Origin of the sequence: Leptolyngbya sp. FACHB-321 (assembly GCF_014695975.1) — a bacterium.
GTDB lineage: Bacteria > Cyanobacteriota > Cyanobacteriia > Leptolyngbyales > Leptolyngbyaceae > Stenomitos.
The window spans coordinates 96,690-112,825 of sequence record NZ_JACJPI010000029.1 but is presented as its reverse complement, the minus strand read 5'-3'; the positions used below and the strand labels follow the sequence as shown (position 1 = coordinate 112,825).

At 48.3% G+C, this 16,136-nt stretch carries 19 protein-coding genes and 2 pseudogenes; 9 read left to right on the top strand and 12 right to left on the bottom strand.

Annotated elements, in window-relative coordinates; all coding sequences use genetic code 11:
- Positions 1 to 351: 351 nt before the first annotated feature.
- From H6F76_RS03595 to fabF, 4 genes and pseudogenes are all read right to left on the bottom strand, one after another.
- Positions 352 to 960 (bottom strand): annotated as a pseudogene (locus H6F76_RS03595) (transglutaminase family protein).
- Between the two features lie 203 nt (positions 961 to 1,163).
- Positions 1,164 to 1,559 carry an ACT domain-containing protein gene (locus tag H6F76_RS03590; protein ID WP_190506037.1) on the bottom strand — a complete coding sequence of 132 codons (396 nt, stop codon included), beginning with the start codon at positions 1,557 to 1,559 and terminating at the stop codon, positions 1,164 to 1,166.
- A 148-nt stretch (positions 1,560 to 1,707) separates the two neighbouring features.
- Positions 1,708 to 2,148 carry a GNAT family N-acetyltransferase gene (locus H6F76_RS03585; protein WP_190505994.1) on the bottom strand — a complete coding sequence of 147 codons (441 nt, stop codon included), beginning with the start codon at positions 2,146 to 2,148 and terminating at the stop codon, positions 1,708 to 1,710.
- Positions 2,149 to 2,373: 225 nt separating this feature from the next.
- On the bottom strand, positions 2,374 to 3,636 hold the full coding sequence (gene fabF, locus H6F76_RS03580; RefSeq protein ID WP_190505992.1) for a beta-ketoacyl-ACP synthase II: 1,263 nt from the start codon (positions 3,634 to 3,636) through the stop codon (positions 2,374 to 2,376).
- A gap of 75 nt (positions 3,637 to 3,711) precedes the next feature.
- On the opposite strand from fabF, the gene H6F76_RS03575 reads away from it, so the two are divergent.
- A complete protein-coding gene (locus tag H6F76_RS03575) occupies positions 3,712 to 4,323 on the top strand; it encodes a TetR/AcrR family transcriptional regulator (RefSeq protein WP_190505990.1) in 612 nt (203 codons plus the stop codon).
- A gap of 283 nt (positions 4,324 to 4,606) precedes the next feature.
- Here H6F76_RS03575 and H6F76_RS03570 read toward each other — a convergent pair whose 3' ends face one another.
- The 3 genes and pseudogenes from H6F76_RS03570 to H6F76_RS31335 all read right to left on the bottom strand — a co-directional run bounded on the left by H6F76_RS03570 (position 4,607) and on the right by H6F76_RS31335 (position 6,878).
- Positions 4,607 to 4,891, bottom strand: coding sequence for a DUF3303 family protein (locus H6F76_RS03570; RefSeq protein ID WP_190506035.1), 285 nt, complete (start codon positions 4,889 to 4,891; stop codon positions 4,607 to 4,609).
- Positions 4,892 to 5,202: 311 nt separating this feature from the next.
- Positions 5,203 to 5,598 carry a hypothetical protein gene (locus H6F76_RS30245; RefSeq protein ID WP_242036501.1) on the bottom strand — a complete coding sequence of 132 codons (396 nt, stop codon included), beginning with the start codon at positions 5,596 to 5,598 and terminating at the stop codon, positions 5,203 to 5,205.
- Between the two features lie 750 nt (positions 5,599 to 6,348).
- Positions 6,349 to 6,878, bottom strand: a pseudogene (locus H6F76_RS31335) (recombinase family protein).
- A gap of 289 nt (positions 6,879 to 7,167) precedes the next feature.
- Between H6F76_RS31335 and H6F76_RS03555 the strand changes: the two are divergent.
- On the top strand, positions 7,168 to 7,653 hold the full coding sequence (locus tag H6F76_RS03555) for an IS607 family transposase (RefSeq protein WP_190505988.1): 486 nt from the start codon (positions 7,168 to 7,170) through the stop codon (positions 7,651 to 7,653).
- Between the two features lie 320 nt (positions 7,654 to 7,973).
- Positions 7,974 to 8,753: a DUF2382 domain-containing protein gene (locus H6F76_RS03550; RefSeq protein WP_190505986.1), complete on the top strand. Its 780-nt coding sequence runs from the start codon at positions 7,974 to 7,976 to the stop codon at positions 8,751 to 8,753.
- Positions 8,754 to 9,079: 326 nt separating this feature from the next.
- On the opposite strand, the gene H6F76_RS03545 is transcribed toward H6F76_RS03550, so the two are convergent.
- The 3 genes from H6F76_RS03545 to H6F76_RS29955 are packed head-to-tail and all read right to left on the bottom strand — an operon-like array spanning position 9,080 to position 10,161.
- The gene (locus H6F76_RS03545; RefSeq protein ID WP_190505984.1) at positions 9,080 to 9,691 is read right to left on the bottom strand and encodes an IS630 family transposase; all 612 of its coding nucleotides are present in this window, start codon (positions 9,689 to 9,691) and stop codon (positions 9,080 to 9,082) included.
- Positions 9,688 to 9,975: a winged helix-turn-helix domain-containing protein gene (locus H6F76_RS03540; RefSeq protein ID WP_242036507.1), complete on the bottom strand. Its 288-nt coding sequence runs from the start codon at positions 9,973 to 9,975 to the stop codon at positions 9,688 to 9,690. Before H6F76_RS03540 ends, H6F76_RS03545 begins: the two co-directional genes overlap by 4 nt.
- A 30-nt stretch (positions 9,976 to 10,005) precedes the next feature.
- Positions 10,006 to 10,161, bottom strand: a complete 156-nt coding sequence (locus H6F76_RS29955; protein WP_206754324.1) for a hypothetical protein — start codon at positions 10,159 to 10,161, stop codon at positions 10,006 to 10,008.
- A gap of 574 nt (positions 10,162 to 10,735) precedes the next feature.
- Between H6F76_RS29955 and H6F76_RS30865 the strand changes: the two genes are divergently transcribed.
- The 4 genes from H6F76_RS30865 (at position 10,736) to H6F76_RS03515 (ending at position 13,475) form a co-directional block, all read left to right on the top strand.
- Positions 10,736 to 11,203, top strand: a complete 468-nt coding sequence (locus H6F76_RS30865) for an OsmC family protein (protein ID WP_190506033.1) — start codon at positions 10,736 to 10,738, stop codon at positions 11,201 to 11,203.
- 138 nt (positions 11,204 to 11,341) lie between these two features.
- Positions 11,342 to 11,788: an ester cyclase gene (locus H6F76_RS03525; protein ID WP_190505978.1), complete on the top strand. Its 447-nt coding sequence runs from the start codon at positions 11,342 to 11,344 to the stop codon at positions 11,786 to 11,788.
- Between the two features lie 113 nt (positions 11,789 to 11,901).
- Positions 11,902 to 12,729: a GNAT family N-acetyltransferase gene (locus tag H6F76_RS03520; protein ID WP_190505976.1), complete on the top strand. Its 828-nt coding sequence runs from the start codon at positions 11,902 to 11,904 to the stop codon at positions 12,727 to 12,729.
- A gap of 326 nt (positions 12,730 to 13,055) precedes the next feature.
- Positions 13,056 to 13,475: a hypothetical protein gene (locus H6F76_RS03515; RefSeq protein WP_190505974.1), complete on the top strand. Its 420-nt coding sequence runs from the start codon at positions 13,056 to 13,058 to the stop codon at positions 13,473 to 13,475.
- A gap of 232 nt (positions 13,476 to 13,707) precedes the next feature.
- On the opposite strand, the gene H6F76_RS03510 is transcribed toward H6F76_RS03515, so the two are convergent.
- Both H6F76_RS03510 and H6F76_RS03505 read right to left on the bottom strand, forming a co-directional pair.
- Positions 13,708 to 14,577 (bottom strand): tetratricopeptide repeat protein, encoded by an 870-nt coding sequence (locus H6F76_RS03510; protein ID WP_190505972.1) that lies wholly within the window; start codon positions 14,575 to 14,577, stop codon positions 13,708 to 13,710.
- A 45-nt stretch (positions 14,578 to 14,622) separates the two neighbouring features.
- The gene (locus tag H6F76_RS03505; protein ID WP_190505970.1) at positions 14,623 to 14,817 is read right to left on the bottom strand and encodes a hypothetical protein; all 195 of its coding nucleotides are present in this window, start codon (positions 14,815 to 14,817) and stop codon (positions 14,623 to 14,625) included.
- 43 nt (positions 14,818 to 14,860) lie between these two features.
- On the opposite strand from H6F76_RS03505, the gene H6F76_RS03500 reads away from it, so the two are divergent.
- Entirely contained in the window at positions 14,861 to 15,157 is a 297-nt protein-coding gene (locus H6F76_RS03500; protein ID WP_347275973.1) for a sensor histidine kinase, read from the top strand.
- Positions 15,158 to 15,713: 556 nt separating this feature from the next.
- The gene (locus H6F76_RS03495) at positions 15,714 to 16,028 is read left to right on the top strand and encodes a transposase (protein WP_190505966.1); all 315 of its coding nucleotides are present in this window, start codon (positions 15,714 to 15,716) and stop codon (positions 16,026 to 16,028) included.
- Positions 16,029 to 16,136 lie beyond the last annotated feature (108 nt).

Genomic DNA, 16,136 nt, shown 5'->3' with positions numbered 1-16,136 from the left:
AACGGAGCAAGGGAGTGGAAAAGAGAAAGGGCAGTAGCATAAGGCTTTCAAGGATTGTGCCAGTTGGTGGTTAGTCCGGTACCGGCAGCATAAGCTATTGTTAACCACGCTTATCAATCGGCACCTTAGAACCAACAACTACACCTCTAACCTGATCGCTTTGACCGGGTTCTTTTTTGCCCTCTGCACCGCAAGTTGATCATGCTGCTGATCGCTGGGCAAGTACGCCTCCCGTTAGCACTTGCCTTTAGTCTCGCCTTTGTATAGCAGCACAACGTTCCCAATCACTGCCGCAGATCACCTCGAACTCCCAACCAATAATCTCTCAACGGTCGGTTTGCCTTAGGGTTGTTAGCTGGCTGGTGCAGACTCGTTAGCCGTCACAAGACCGTAATTCCTTGCAGCCTCTAACGCGAGATCTGGAAAGTTACGCAGCATAGCATCCCATGTCGTCTGTGCTTGTAGCGCTTCTACGATTAGCTGAAGTGGCTCAGCAAGGATGGCATGAAAATCCGCCTCTTCAGGCAACTGAAACGCTAACTGTTCCTGAGGGGGAGAAAATTGAGCGTTGACGCCTTTCTTATTGCCTCTAGCATCAACGCGATACCAACCGATTTCAGGTAAATGAATCGCATTGAAACCATGTAAGCTGTACGGCGCTCCTTGATCATTAAGACTCAGTCGCTGATAACAAAAGCCTGTGGGAATCTGGTTTGCCCGTAGTAGTGCTGCTAGCAAATGGCTCTTAGCATAGCAATACCCTGTTTTAGATTTAAGAACCTCAGAAGCGCGACAAGTCACCGGGTTCATCTGGTAGTCAAAGCTGTGATGAATTTCATCGTGCACCTACTCAAAGCAGGCTTTGGCGATCGCCGTTGCTGTTTCCTGTCCTGCTGCAATTTGTTGAGCGAGTTCGACGATCTTAGGCTCTGACCAATCAACAACTGCGCTAGCGCTCAACTATGCTTCCATGTCAACTGTTACAAAGGTTGTAAACCAATGATCTCAAACGACTGCCACCACTTTCAACAAAAACTAGCTAACGACCTCGTTCACCCGCCGCCGATCGCCTCGAAGGCTCAACAGAGACCCCCGACGGACAGTGTGCCTTAGGGTGGTTGTGCGGCTGCAACTGCCGACAGCTGAATCATCACTCCATCCTTTCACTTTGCAAACTCTTGAAGTAGCGCCATTGCTTCTTGAGCACGACCAGCAGGCACAAACAAATGGTCGTGATAATAAGCAGAAATCGGATTCACGCTCATATCATGCTCCGCTAACTTACCAGTAATAGCCGCTAGAAAGCCGACTGCTTCTAAGCTTGAGTGGATGGAAAGCGTAATCATGCAAAAGACTGCTGTGTAGGAGAGAGAAACAGCATCAGCCTGTTCACGCTCGAGGATCAGCGTCAAACCTTCATCTTCCCTGAAGAAGCCAATAGGATCAAGCTGAGCATAGCCATGCTCTTGATGACTAAGACTGCAAAAGACGTACTCCCCTTGTCGAAGGATGGGCTGCATCGAGCCCAACAAGTAACTGAGGTTAGTTTCTCCTGACATCATTTTCTACTTCAGCTCTATCCAAATTTGATCCAGTTGATGATTACTGAAGCGGCACAACGTGCCGCTTCACTCGCTGCTAGTAAACTCTTAGACTCAAGCAACGCTCTCAGTACAGTCAGTGTGCAAGCGGCTTGTGCGGTCGCTGTTATAACTTTAACGAGTAATGATGAAAAGCCTCATCCTTGCAGTACCCCAGCGCTTCATAAAGCGACTGAGCCGCAACGTTAGAAATTTGTGTTGCTAAAGAAATGCGGATAGCTTCCGTTTGTTTGGCAAACTTTGCTGCCGCACACAATAACAACTTTGTAACCCCCTGCTTGCGATAGGTTTGCTCTACAAATAAATCGTTCAGAAGCCAAACACGCTTCATGGACACAGAAGAAAAACTGGGATAAAGCTGCGTAAAGCCAACTATAGTCCCGTTATGACTTGCCACAAAGATCATTGAATCGCCTTTTTGGAAACGCTCTTGGAGAAATTTCCTAGCAGTTTCAAGCTCTGAGGGTGACTTGTAGAAAACACGGTATTGGTCAAACAACTGCGATACCGGTTCAAGATGCTCCAAACGGGCCTGAAAAACTTCCATCTGCTCTCCCCACCACTACCGAAATCACTTAGCGTCGATCACACGCACCAAAACTTCTAGAATACTAACGCAGCAACAGCTTGAAGGTAATGTAACCCCAACACTGACGGCTAAGACTCAAGCATTGCCTCCACCCAAAACTTGCGACATAACGGCATAGTTGAGCGGCGATAGGTAACCTTAGCTATACAGCTAGAACCGTTTGCTTGTCGCTCCAACGAAGTGTTAGGTGTCAGAGAAAAATTTCTGAAAGACAACTGTTGTGTTATGTCCCCCAAAACCAAAAGCATTGGATAAAACTACGTTTACCTCACCGGCTTGGGGCGCTGACAACGTATAATCGAGGTCACAATCTGAACTAAGAGACTCCACATTAATAGTTGGAGGAATCACGTCATATTGCATTGCAAGAAGACTAGCGATCGCCTCAATTGCACCCGCTGCTCCTAGTAAGTGTCCAGTCATACTTTTAGTTGCAGATAGCTGCATCTGAGCAGCATAAGTGCCAAAGACTTGTTTGATTGCCTTTGATTCGGCGACATCTCCCAATTGTGTTGAGGTTGCATGCAAATTGATGTAATCGACCTGTTGGGGAGCCACGTTTGCGTCTTGAAGTGCTCGTTGCATGGCTAAGACTATCCCCGCACCTGACGGGTCAGGTGCAGCATAATGATACGCATCAGCAGAGGCTCCAAATCCTAACACTTCTGCGTAAATCTTGGCACCTCTCGCTTGAGCGTGGCTAAGTGTCTCAAGGATAATTGCCCCTGCACCCTCACCGACTACGAATCCATCACGATTGACATCAAAGGGACGACTCGCCGTTTGAGGCTCATCATTGCGTGCAGAAAGGGCACGCATGGCTGCAAAGCCACCGATCCCTAAGGGTGTAATGGGGGCTTCACTGCCACCACAAACGATCATATCAGCGTAGCCTTGCCGTAGCAGCAGCACCGCATCTCGAATCGCATCGTTCCCAGTTGTACAGGCAGAAGTAACGCCATGATTAGGACCCTTGAGTCCATATTGCATGGCTATCATGGCAGAGGCCATATTGCCGATCATCATCGGAATCATGAACGGTGATAGCGCATTGACTCCCTTTTCCAAGAGCACCCTAGCTTGCGTTTCTAGCACTTGCAAGCCACCGATACCTGAGCCAAAGACCACACCCATGCGATCGCGTTCTGCCTGGGAAAACTCATCCAGATTAAGCCCAGCATCCTCAACGGCTTGTTGAGCCGCTGCTAACGCATACTGGCAAAACAAATCGAGTCTTCCAGCCTGCTTTCGCTCCATATAGTTCAAAGGATCAAAGCCCTTCACCTCGCAGGCAAAGCGAGTTTTGAAGGAACTAGCATCAAACCGGGTAATTGGGGCAGCACCACTCTCTCCGCGCATCATGGCTTTCCAGAAAGTATCCACCGAAAGACCAATCGGGGTTACTGCCCCCAGTCCCGTCACTACAATCCGCTCTTGAGTCTGCATAGGCGATCAGAAGATTACAACTTTAGCTAGCCTTACCGTAGTATAATACCGACCAATCGGTATTTTTTAAATCTTATGGGTAAAGGCGATAAAACTCGGCAAGACATTCTTCATAAGGTCGCTGTCCTTTTCAATGAGAAAGGTTATGCGGCAACGTCCATGCACGATATTACAAGAGTGACAGGCATTCAGCGGGGAGGGATCTACAACCACTTCGCCAGTAAAGAAGAGTTAGCTATAGAAACATTTACATATGCTTGCTCTGTCCTAGCTCAACAGCTAAGTCAAAGCATCCGTTGCCAGAAAACTGCTTTTGAACAGTTCAAAGTGATCGCAACTAGCTTTGCCGAACTCTATACCCAAAATTCGCTGTTTCCTTGTGGCTGTCAGGTGCTTAACACGGCTGTTGAAGCGAAGCGGCAAATGCTCCCCCTGCGGCATAAAGCACAAGAGGCGATGAGCCAACTCAAACAACTAATTGTGCAAACAATGCTGGAAGCGATCAAGCAAGGTGATTTACCAGCTTCTATTGATACTGATGCTGTCGTAGCAATCTTTATCTCCACGTTGGAAGGAGCAATGCTGTTGAGCGTTTTATATGATGACTCTGCCTATCTTCATCATGCGGTCAGACATCTCCACTGGTATATTGACACCCTGGCCCTAAATTCACACTCTTCCACATGAAGAAAAGCTTTACTACATGCCAGCAGAAAAGCTTTCAAGACGAAATTTGATACAGTCTGCCTCGGATTCACTTTCTGAGCAGAAACCTGAAGGCATCTAACGGTCGCAGTCACCGGGCTTAGAGACCTCGGCATCCAGCCTACTATACTCGAAGTTCCAGTGCACTGCGGTTTGTTAGCTGGCTTTCGCTACCGCTCGCCTCTTGCTAACGCTCTTACTAGCAACCTTGCAACATCTCGAATTCAGCGCTCGCTTTTCAAGCGCTACCTTTACCATGAGCAATTTACAAGTGGTCGAGCAATGGAGCAACAATTTCCTGAGTTTCTTTACTACTAACTACCGGAACAATCTCAAAGGTCGCTCCTGAACCGCGCCACTTCAAAATCCATTCCTGAAGTAAGCGTAAATCGTCGCATTCCATGAGTTGGAAACATCGACTGAAATTTGCTTCTACCCAACTATCGATGTATTTAAGACCTTCAGGAAACATTCTTCCTTCATCACGAACGCGCTTATAAATTGGCAGCATGTCATTGTCTTTGAATCGCTCAATGAGCATGAATAGCATTTGATAGTCCTTCAATTCGAGCTAATGTCCTTAATCTTAGCTGGGGCAGAAACACCTAGAGGCAAAACTAAGCAGTAAGATTGCTCCACAGAGTCTTTCTGTCATATCCTCACTGCCAGCCTCTTCTCTATTCATTGAGTACCCATGAATACTGCCCTTTCAATGATCGCCCGGTTGCTGACTCACTGATAACTTTTGGAGGACAAGTGCAAAGGCTCTGTGCAAAGGGAGCCAGCTAACGGCTCGCTTGAGCGGTTGAAGACCTTGAACTTATTACCAGCAGATTCCTTCAGTCCGCTCCAATCGAATTGTTATACAGCGTGTGCTCTTCTCATCGATGAAAGGTTAGATGGTTGCCGTCCACCTAATCGTTGCTCTGATGCAGGAGGCAAAAGATTAACAGAAAGAGTGGCATAAGGATTTTGTAACTGACCACCGATCATGAAGCGGATAAAATCTCCTAAGCCTTCAACTAAACGAGCATGACGTAACTCTCCACAGTCAACAGAAGCAAAGCCGATATCCTTGGCTAGTTGCATGACCGCTTTACGAGCTTCAGCATCGTCAGCACAAACAAAGACAGAGACTTGATAATCTTTGAGTGGGCTCGGTGCAAGTTCAAAAATTTCCTGAGCCATGGTGTTAAAGGCTTTTACAACCCTTGCCTTGGGAACTTCTGACGCTAACTTTTCGGCAAGTGACTGCACAATCGGTGCAAACTCGAACCCCTCTGGAATCTCAAAGTTGTTGCAGTCAATTAAGATTTTGCCAGATAGCACTTCAACTGAATTAAGTACCTCAGCAGGATTTACACCTCCCGCTATATATAGCAGGACATCACCAAAAATTGCTGCTTCATCGTTTGTGCCACCCTGTGTTCCACGCTCAACAAAGGCAGCTACTGACTGCCCCTTCTCTTTCGTTCGAGCACCAAAGAAAACTTCGTGACCTTATGCCGCCCAAAGCAGCCCTAGAGAACGCCCCATGTTTCCACTACCAATAATTCCAATTTTCATCGTTTGAGCAACTCCTTTCGTTGTCAGGATTACTATATCAGGTGCAATTAGAACCACTTCTTACCTAACTGGAGCTCACTTAACTCTCAACACTAACAAGCTTGATCCAACGGCTGCCCTAACTAATACCTGAAGCTGTATAACAGCAAAATGTAGCGGCGGCAGATACCCGTGAATTCAGCACTAAGGGCTTTCGACTGTCCGCTACCATGAAGTATTGGGCGGCTGACGCACACTCAACACTCATCTTACAAAAGGTCTATGACCGTGTTGAGCGGTTACTAGAGGGCTATGCATGTTAGCAAAGGGTTGAGCAAAGCCGCTCCAACACGTTTGTGTACGCCCACTATAGGGGGGGTGCATAACCCCTCGAAAAGGTATATTCCACAACGAGACATATGAGATTCGTTCCGAGACAAGTATGGCAGTCATACCGTCCAGCTAGCAGTAAACACTGGCTTTTGAGCAGTTATAATCCGCTATTAACGTTTTGATGAGCACGCCTCGCTGCCGCTTTTGTCTTCACTCCAAACACTGTTGCTCCGTTAAATGCTTGCTCCGACCCAGTCCGCTGCCCCAAGCTTTGGCATTCTGAATGCCATCCACTTGCCGCTCGGCACGGCTTTCGGTCTCAAACTGAGCAATGGCTCCCAGCATCTTCAAGAGGAGCCGTCTGGTGGCATCACCAGTGTGAATGTTCTGGTCCAGCACCTGAAGGTTGACCTGCTTGCGTACTCATTGCTCCGCTAACTGACAAAGACGGAGTGTGGAGCGTGCTAAGCGGTCTAAGCGTGTGACGACCAGCGTATCGCCTTCACTCACATATTCGAGAGAAACTTGCAGCCGTGAGTGCTGGTTAGAAGTGCCTGTCCGCTTCTCCTGAAAGAGTTGCCACACGCTTTCAGCTTCTGGAGTTGAACTTCAAAACTTTGCCCGACTGAGCTGCCCCATGCATAACCAACGACCGCCATGATGGGGGCTGACACCGTTCCTGACAATTAAGTAGCACATTGCCTGAAAGCTCTTCTTTGCTTGACTTTTAGCCTGTGATCTTGCTGCTTTTACTCCAGCTTGAGGCACAGCAGCAGCAACGCAAGCGTGAGGAGCAGAGTGATTGATCACTGCTGCTAATCATCTTGTGCAGTTTGTACCGTTGCGGGTGGCAGCAGACGGGCAAGTGGCTAAAAAAGTAAAACTACTTGCTGTGTAAGGCTTTGAGTGCTGATGCCAGTTACGAGGCAATCTTGCGCTTCCTCTTGAGTGCGGCAATTAATTGAAAGTTATCAATACTCTGATCGCGTGACCCTTGCCTACGCTCGGGTGTCGCATCAGAGTCAGAAGCAAGACCCGAAGGCGCAAAGCAATCATCTGCCGTCTTTCTGTACGAAGCACAACTGGGACTACGAGCTGATTCAAGACCTTGGTTCTGGGGTGAACGATCACAAAAGTGGTTTGCGAAGGCTGATCCAGCGCCTTTGTGATGGTAACGTCGAGCGTTTAGTGATGACCAACCGGGATCGCCTATTGCGCTTTGGCGTTGATCTAGTCTTTGCTCTGTGCGAGCACTTTCAAACCGAAGTGGTGATTAGGAACATCAACTTGTTAGAAGACTTTGAGGACGACATCGCTGAAGACATTCTGGAGATCATCACCGTGTTCTCAGCCCGTCTTGATGGCACGCGTAACGACAAGAATCAAAAAATTATTGACAATTTGATGGCTATTGCTAGAGAACTAGCTGAGTAGCAGCTGCCTCTTTCCTGAAGGAGCGACCGCATCTTTCTTGAAGTGGGCTTGAATTTGCATAAGTCTGCATCGATATTCCTGGCTCTCTGCAAGCTATGACAACCGGTAGAGGAGAGCGCCACTTTGGGTTGTTAGGGTTGTGCTAGATCAGTGCACTACAGAGATACGACGCACCTTCTTGCTTGGCTTTCTTTTCGTCCCCGTTGACAATCTCGCGCCGGCCTTGACTCTCACCGCTCAGAAACATGCAACTGCTAGAAACCAAGATTGCATATTGAGCTACGTCAGTCTTTTTTTGACAGGATTTAGGAGGATTTTTTATGTCACTGCATCGCATTAAGGCTTTTGATCCAGACTATCGCCACCATTTCGATGACCGAGATCTTGTTGGCTTTGATTTCTACAGTGCTAATGACAAGATTGGCTCTGTTGATGATTTACTCGTAGATGACGAGGGGCAGTTCCGCTATTTGGTCATCAACACCGGTGCCTGGATTTTTGGTAAAAAGGTCTTGCTGCCAATCGGTCAAGCCCGTATTGACTACAACCAACGTCGGACCTTCGCTGATGGTTTGACGCGAGCGCAAGTGGAAGCACTGCCAGCATTTACCAATGAAAGCAACCTTGACTACGGCTATGAAGAGCGAGTGCGCGGCGCTTACCGCCCTCTCGCCTCTGACCGAGACCTTGATCGTACCGTTGCTTCTAGTCGTGACGAGCGAGACGGCTACCGTTATGAGCAGGATCCAGCGCTGTACGGCATGAACGAGCGGGACCATCAAAGCTTGAAGTTGTACGAAGAGCGCCTGATTGCGCATAAACGGCGACAGAAAACTGGTGAAGTCGCTGTCGGCAAGCACGTCGAAACTGAGCCGGCAACGGTGCAAGTGCCAGTTGCAAAAGAGCGGGTCGTGATTGAGCGCACTGCTGACGCTGCAGGGAGACCGGTTGCAGTGGGTGAAGCTACCTTTGACCAAGGCGAAGTGGCCCGAGTTGAGGTTTACGAGGAAACCCCCGACATCCACAAAGAAGCCTTTGTGCGGGAAGCGGTGAGCGTGCGTAAGGAAGTGAAGCAAGAGACTGTCCACGTTGAAGACTAGGTGCGGCGTGAAGCACTGGATCTAAACACTGAGGGACGAGCGCTCGTGGATGATCCTAATTAACATCCTGGTAAACGGCGTTAAGACAAGCGCTTGTTGCCCTTTTAGCATGGCTGCAAAGCAGGCTGGATCAGACCTTCACTTCACAACCGAGCCTGTACTGCTCCCTTGCTAAGACGGTAATCACACCGATTGCATGACCGCTAGAACAGGAGGGGCTAAGTTACCTTAGCTTCCTTCTGTCTTCGCAAGGCATGTTCATACACATAAGGAGATGGCATATGGTTTATACCAATCATCCCAAGGCAAAGAGTACTTGAATGTCCTTAAGTGGCTAAAGCTTTGTCATGGCTGCTTCTTTTAATACCAATTGAAACGGCGTTCAAGGCCGATAGAGCATCCAAGATGAAGGGGTAACCTGTGACGGAAGCAACGATGGCTGGTGTTAACTCAGCAAGGAGTTGAGCAACTTTGGTTTGCAGTTGCGTCAGGGTTTTGAACGCAGCCCACTTGAGCTCTGCCTTGAGATATTCCCACAGGCGCTCACTTGGGTTTAACTCTGGACAGTAAGGCGGTTGGAACAACAAGACGATGTTCTCTGGTACAACCAAGTCTTTGCCCTTGTGAAAGCGTCCGTTGTCCACTTGAAGAATGTTGAGACTATCAGGATATGCTTGGGCGAACGCGTCCAAAAACCGCTGGTAGCATGCGGTATCGACATGAGAAAATTGCAAGAAGAAGGATGCTCCTGTCGCTGGTTCAACCCCACCGTAAAGCCAAAACGCTTTGAATAACCACGGCCAAGCGCCAAGCGGTTTGACACCACACGCGGTGATCAAGCGTCCGATGATGGTTTTGAGTCCAAAGCGGCTCTCATCCTGTGCAAAGTAGCGGATCGCTCGCTCCTCCTGCCGTCCCTGGCGGTCATGCTGGCTCAACAGTCTGAGGTCGTCTGCAAGGTTTGCTGAAAGGCAGAGCGCTGCACACTGTCTTGCTTGTCATGTTGAGGCCGTGCGACCTTGAGCTTGGCTTTGAGTCGGTGGCGTGTCATCGGATCGACCGCGTGATACTCCGCTTCCACCCCCAGCGTTTCGGCTAGCCACTGTTGCACCGCGCCACAGCTGTGGAACCCGTGACTTTCCTGTAAGCGCTTTGCTAAAGCCGTTTCTGCCCACTGAGGAATGACTCGCACACCCCCCTGGGGTTTCTTGACCGCCAACATCGCTGGCACACCACCTGCTCGGTAATGCCATCACCAGGTTTGCACCGTGTTTCGATGTTTTCCGACCGCTTTGGCAATGGCACTGATACTCGGTGCCTTGTCCTGTTTGAGCCAGTAAAGGACTGGCAAGCGTTCTTTAGCTGTTGGCATTTCGACTTGGCGCAACTGTTCTGCCAGATCGGTCACACCCGCGATCAGTAGAAGGCTTGAAACAGCTCTCTCCGTCTAGTTCATCTGCCCTATAGCTCATTTAAGTTGGTATTAAAGCCGCCATCATTGCCGCCGCTGACAACTGAGCAACTGAACGACTTGCTTGATCATCTACCTGGCTATGAGGTACGAAGACTTGCTCAGGACAGTCCGAACGATGTAGCGTCGTTGCTTTAGGGGCATGAAGATATTCCACTTTTGTCGCTGGCTGAGCATCTCGTTGACTTCGGACACGATGCACTGGCGTGTGAGCTTGTGCGACTTCAGAATTGTTGTGACCCGCACGGTATTATTAGCAGATGGCTGGCTGGCGCTGGCAATCCCGATCGCATTGTTGGTTGACAATCATTGCCTAACAAGCCCGCTGCACACTGACCGAGTAGGGCAATTGGGTATGATGCAGAGGCTATTTGCAGCGGGTGGGCGGTATGTTAGGCGGCTTTACGCTGTGGTGGGTTGCAACCCAAAAAATTATTTGTCGGTGTTGAGAGTCAAGTTAGCATCTAAATATCGAGGAGTCAGAGTAAAGTTTTGTACCGGGATAGCAACAATGTCTGAGCATATCGCAGTTGTGCAATGGCAGCGCAACCAAGCTACGTTCACTGACAACCAATACAGTCGTGAACATATTTGGAAATTTGACGGAGGAGCCGAGATTCTTGCTTCCTCCTCGCCGCATGTAGTTCCTGTGCCATATTCTAATGCTGCCTGTGTTGACCCCGAAGAAGCTTTTATTGCTTCTCTATCAAGCTGTCACATGCTCTGGTTTCTCTCTATTGCAGCAAAAAAGAAGTTTGTCGTTGAGAGCTACACTGATCATGCAATTGGTTTAATGAACAAAAGTGAGGGTGGCAAGCTTGCAATCACAAGAGTTAGCCTTCGTCCACAGGTGATTTTTGCTGGAGACAACTTGCCTACCACCAAACAAGTCGAGGAAATGCATGATGAAGCCCATCATAGTTGTTTTCTCGCAAATTCAGTAAAGACAGAGATTATTGTTGAAGCAGTTGCAACATAACAAGTTGCTGTATCAGAACGTAACTATTAGTTGGCTGAATTCAAGAAATTACCCGCGTTTAAGAATTCTACTAATAGGCGAGAAATACAACGAGGAGAACCCATCAAAGTTTGATTCAAAACAGCGAGAGTAACCCAAATGATTCAGAGTAAAGACAAAGAGGAAACTGACCGTCATAAAGCTCTTATTCAAGAGTTTGTTGATGCAATTAATGAACAAAACTGGAAGAAGCTTGATGAACTAGTGGCCACCGACTTTGTGCGACATAGCTACGCTGCTGGTGAACCTGGAATTTGTGGTCGAGATGAGCTAAAGGAGTTTCTCCATCGTGAACTGGCAACATTTCCTGATGCATTTGAAAGTATCGAAGATATCCTTGCTGAAGGAGATAAAGTAGCAGTTCGGCAGCGATTCCAGGGAACACAACAAGGTTGGATGGGATCGTATCCACCAAGTGGTAGGAAATTGACAGCGAACTATATTGCCATCTATCGGATGCAGAATGGGCAAATTGTGGAAGCGTGGGCAGAGTGGGACAATCTGAACGGGCTCAAGCAACTGGGACATTTCAATCCACCCGCCTAACAATTCGTAGCGGATGGTTGAAGTCTGCTGGTGGAGTTGCTGAGGTGATCTGCTACCCCGATTTGAGTCGTTAAGCAGAAATTCTAGCCATACAAGAGGAGGGAAGCCAATTCATGAGGGAGATTCTGAAAAATTTCTCTGAGTCAGCTTTGATTGAAGCTATTGAGGCTAATTTCGTGGAAACTTTTTCACAGCTTGGACGCACATCTCAGGGGCAGGTTTACGAAAGCGTAGAATTGTTGTGGTACACAACAAAAGTTCCTTTTCCGTTCTACAACATAGTCATTCGTACACACCTTAGTGCTGATGAAGTAGACAGGAAAATTTTCGAAATAATGGCTCACTTCAAAGTACGACAACTACCCATGTTTTGGTTTATTTGCCTAAGTGCCAGTCCAGCAAGTTTGAGAAGGCTTTTGGAATCTTATGGATTAATTCATGTGGAAGATGTTCCCGGGATGGCGATTGACTTGTTGACATTAAATTCGGAGACATTTAGTTCTTCCAATCTGATCATTGAACGAGTTAATGATCTAGAGGCATTTGAGCAATGGATTGATGTTTTCGTAACTGGTTATGATATTCCTGATATTGCACGTGACCCAATCTGTGATGTTCATACTCAGTTGGGTTTTGATCCAAACGGTTCGTGGCATTATTACCTGGCCACGTTAGATGGCAAGCCTGTAGCAACTTCATGGCTGGCGTTGGGAGGCAGAGTGGCAGGAATCTACGGTGTTGCTACCCTCCCAAAAGCACGACGTCAGGGGATTGGTGCGGCTGTTACCTTAACTCCGCTACTTAATGCACGAGAAATGGGCTACCGATTCGGTATTCTGCATTCATCGCATATGGGTTTGAATGTTTATCGTAGGCTTGGTTTTAAGGAATACTGCAAATTTAGTGCTTATTTATGGACTGTTGATGGTATCGCTCCCTAACAAGCACACACTTTATCTACAGAATGAAGAGTGAAGTTTACTATTAGGAAGGTGGAAATGTCTGAACATTGGGAAAATCTGAAGGGGCTAAAGCAACTTTGTCATTTCAACCCATCCGCCTAACAACCCGGTTGGAGTGGACTGGTAAAGTCGGTCGGCATTGTGGCAGAGGTATCGGCAGCCGCTCAACCGGAACGTTATGCTGAAAATCGTGCATGGGTAGGTGACTGTTGATCTGCTAATGGTACTAATCCTTACCTCTAAAATTTTTTCTTGTTCGGTGGTGTTCGATCACTTCACTACTAATCTCTATTTCAGGGATTAGGATGACAAACTGGATATTATCAAACGGCGTGGAAGTCTCTGCATGGGCTAGTGGCAATAATCATGCCGCACGTAAAACTTACCTTTGGGCTATTGTCGGTTTGAACGATGACTACATTACGCTAGAAATGATTGAATATCAAATAGTGCAGCCAAATGTATTCGGTGACAATCGAACTGGAACCTTCACTACATGGCAACCACTAACCACGAATCAAGTGGAAGAAAATGGAGATCCAAATTTTGGAACAACTTTTATTCCAGAGAACAAGGGTTGTCATAAAGTCACAATAAAACTGAAGCTGCAACGGATCGGAGACCCATTCGTGCAATTTAGTATCATCCTACGTTTTGATCTAATTTTAAGAGGTTCAAAGCCGCATTCCTTCGTTCTAGAAGTACCACTCAATGCTGGAAAGTAGCCCCAAACAGGTGAATCCTGAACCCCCCTTCTAGAGCACCTTTGAAGCTGGTCGTGCTACCAAATTGCACGAATGGGTCTCCGGCCCGCATAACTTTCTGCATGGATGCGCCCGCTGGTCCAGGTTTGGGCAGGGCTGATCGTGCTTACAAGAAAAATGATTGCAGCGATCGTTAAGCGGCAGTCAGAAAAGCTATACAGCTTTCACTCTCCAACAACAGACTTTGTGTTGCTTAAGAAACTTGCTTCTGTTGCCGCTGCACCATCTCTAAAGTTCGTAGTGCATAGGCATCCGTCGGGTCAATCTGTAGAATTTGCTGACACTCGACCAGGGCAGCCGCTGTGTTTTTCTGCTCAAGTAGGATTTGAACTAAATCTCGACGGATGAAGAGATGTTGCCGCGGATACTGCTGAATGAACGGACGCTGGAGTGCCTCCCGATAGAGTGAGATGGCTGCATCGAATTGCTGCTCTTGCCTCAAGAGTTTGGCCAGCCGAAGATGATTCACCAGATCTTTAGGCGACTGTTGAATGGCTTGCCAGTAGCAGGTGATCGCATCCTGCTCACGCTGATTGTCAGCCAGTAGTTGGGCTAAACGTGCATAAGCAATCGCAGCGGGCGGTGGAATGCTGCCCTCCTGACAGAGAGCCACTGCTGGCTCAAGCTGTTTTTGCTCAGACAAGAAGTTGACAAACAGCTCATACAACGGCGAAGAGTGGGGATTTTGGCTAAGGCCTTGTTGATAGACCGCGATCGCCTCATGCACTCGCCGTAATCGCAGCAACTCCTGTACTAGGAACCAGTAATAGGTTGGATTCTCTGGCGCCAGCTGAATGGCTTGTCGAAACGCCACGGCTGCTTCTTGCTCTCGGCTTTGTCCACCTAGCGCTGTACCTAGCAGTGCATAGGCCTCACTATTATTTGGATCGTGCGTGAGCAGTTGTCGTACCGTCTGCTCGGCTTGGGGATAGTGTGCTTGAGCTAGAGCATCAGTCACTTGCCCTTGAAGCCGTTGCGTGGTCATTTTCGTTGAAAGCGCTTGACCGGCCGTTGCCACAGCGGCAGCAACCAGGAGCAAACCAACTAGCTTTGTAATGGTCATGCGATGCTCCAAGGACTCAAGCAATGCTGGTGGATCTGACTCGCCTCAAGCAATGTGACGTGCCCAAATATTTTCCAGTTTAGCTGTTTGCGTCATGAGTGCCCCTGCCTTGAAGGTGGCTTCGATGCCATCTAAATGTTTCATCGCAACGGCGATCGCGCCTGCTGCTTCACCCGGTTCGGTGCAGTCAAGAATGTTGCTGTGCTCATCTTCGCCGGACCGGACTCTTTCGCATTTCATAGAAGAACGCTAGCGACGTTTGTGGCATCAGTGCTCGCAGGAAGTGACCAAATATACGCCGCCTGGGGAAACGATCACCTTCACAGCCCGTAGGGAGTCAGCCGCCATTCACATTCAAGTGTGTAACTTTGGCACCGAAATTCCTGCCGCTGCACTTCCTCATATTTTTGATAAGTTCTACCGGATTCCTCATGCTGACCCTTGGAAGCAAGGTGGCACTGGTTTAGGCTTAGCCTTAGTGAAGAAACTCACTGAACATTTAGACGGGCAGCTTCAAGTTACCAGTGCGGCTGGGCAAACCTGTTTTAGCGTGACCATCTTGCCCTCGATCGCGCCTTAGCATTGTAGGAAAGCCTTTAGACTGCAGTTGGGGATGGATGCAGTCGAATAGGACCGCGCTGCCCTACCCTCGGCTGCAAAACCGAGCTTGCCAGTTTTCTAGCACACGGCTCCTCAATCAGCGGATGCTTGTCTTGCATACCTGTAAGGCGACGAATTATTTGACCAGAACTGCAGCTTGTTTGTCATCCATCCAATTCCTTCTACACCCTCTGTTGAAGCCATTTCTACAGCCTCATGTCAGAACGCTAAAAATGGAGTGCCCTTCTAGTAGTAGTTACAGGGGTGAAAAACTTGACTTCTAGTTTGTCGCTGCGGTCAGCTAATTCGTCGCTCTACACTTAAGGTTGCCCGACTGCAAAACTGCAAGCAGGACAGTGAGCAGAGAGCGGCTTTAAAGCAAACCTTGCAGACGACCTCAAACGGCTGAGCCAGTAGCTTGGCAGATGCAGCAAGATGAACGCCCCAGGCGCTATTTTTCAGGATGCAAGCCGCTTTGGACAACATACCTTAAGCGGATGATTGCTTAGTGCTAGTGGAGTCAAACCGCTTGGGCCGTGGCAGTGATTGTTCAAAGCTTCTGGCTCTACGGTGCGGTAGAACCTGCAACGGGAGCATCGTTTTCCCTACAGTTTTCTCATGTCGATACCGAGTATTATCAACGTTTCTTGGATGAGTTTTCTAACGCTTATCCCGTCAGTCTTAACATTCTCCAAGTGAACAACGGACGGTTTCACAAGGGCAAAGCTTTGGTGGTGCCAGAGAACATCATTTTGTTGTTCCAGGCGCCCTACTGGCCGGAGTTAAATCCTATCAAGCGGTTGTGGGAACATCTCAAGGTGACTCTCAAGTGGCTTTGTTCAAGACTCTGACTCAATTGCAGACCAAAGTCGATCAACGCTTGGCTGAACCAACACCGGAAAGAGTTGCTTCCATCTCGGATTATCGCTTCATCCTAGAGTCCCTGTCTGCCTTGAACA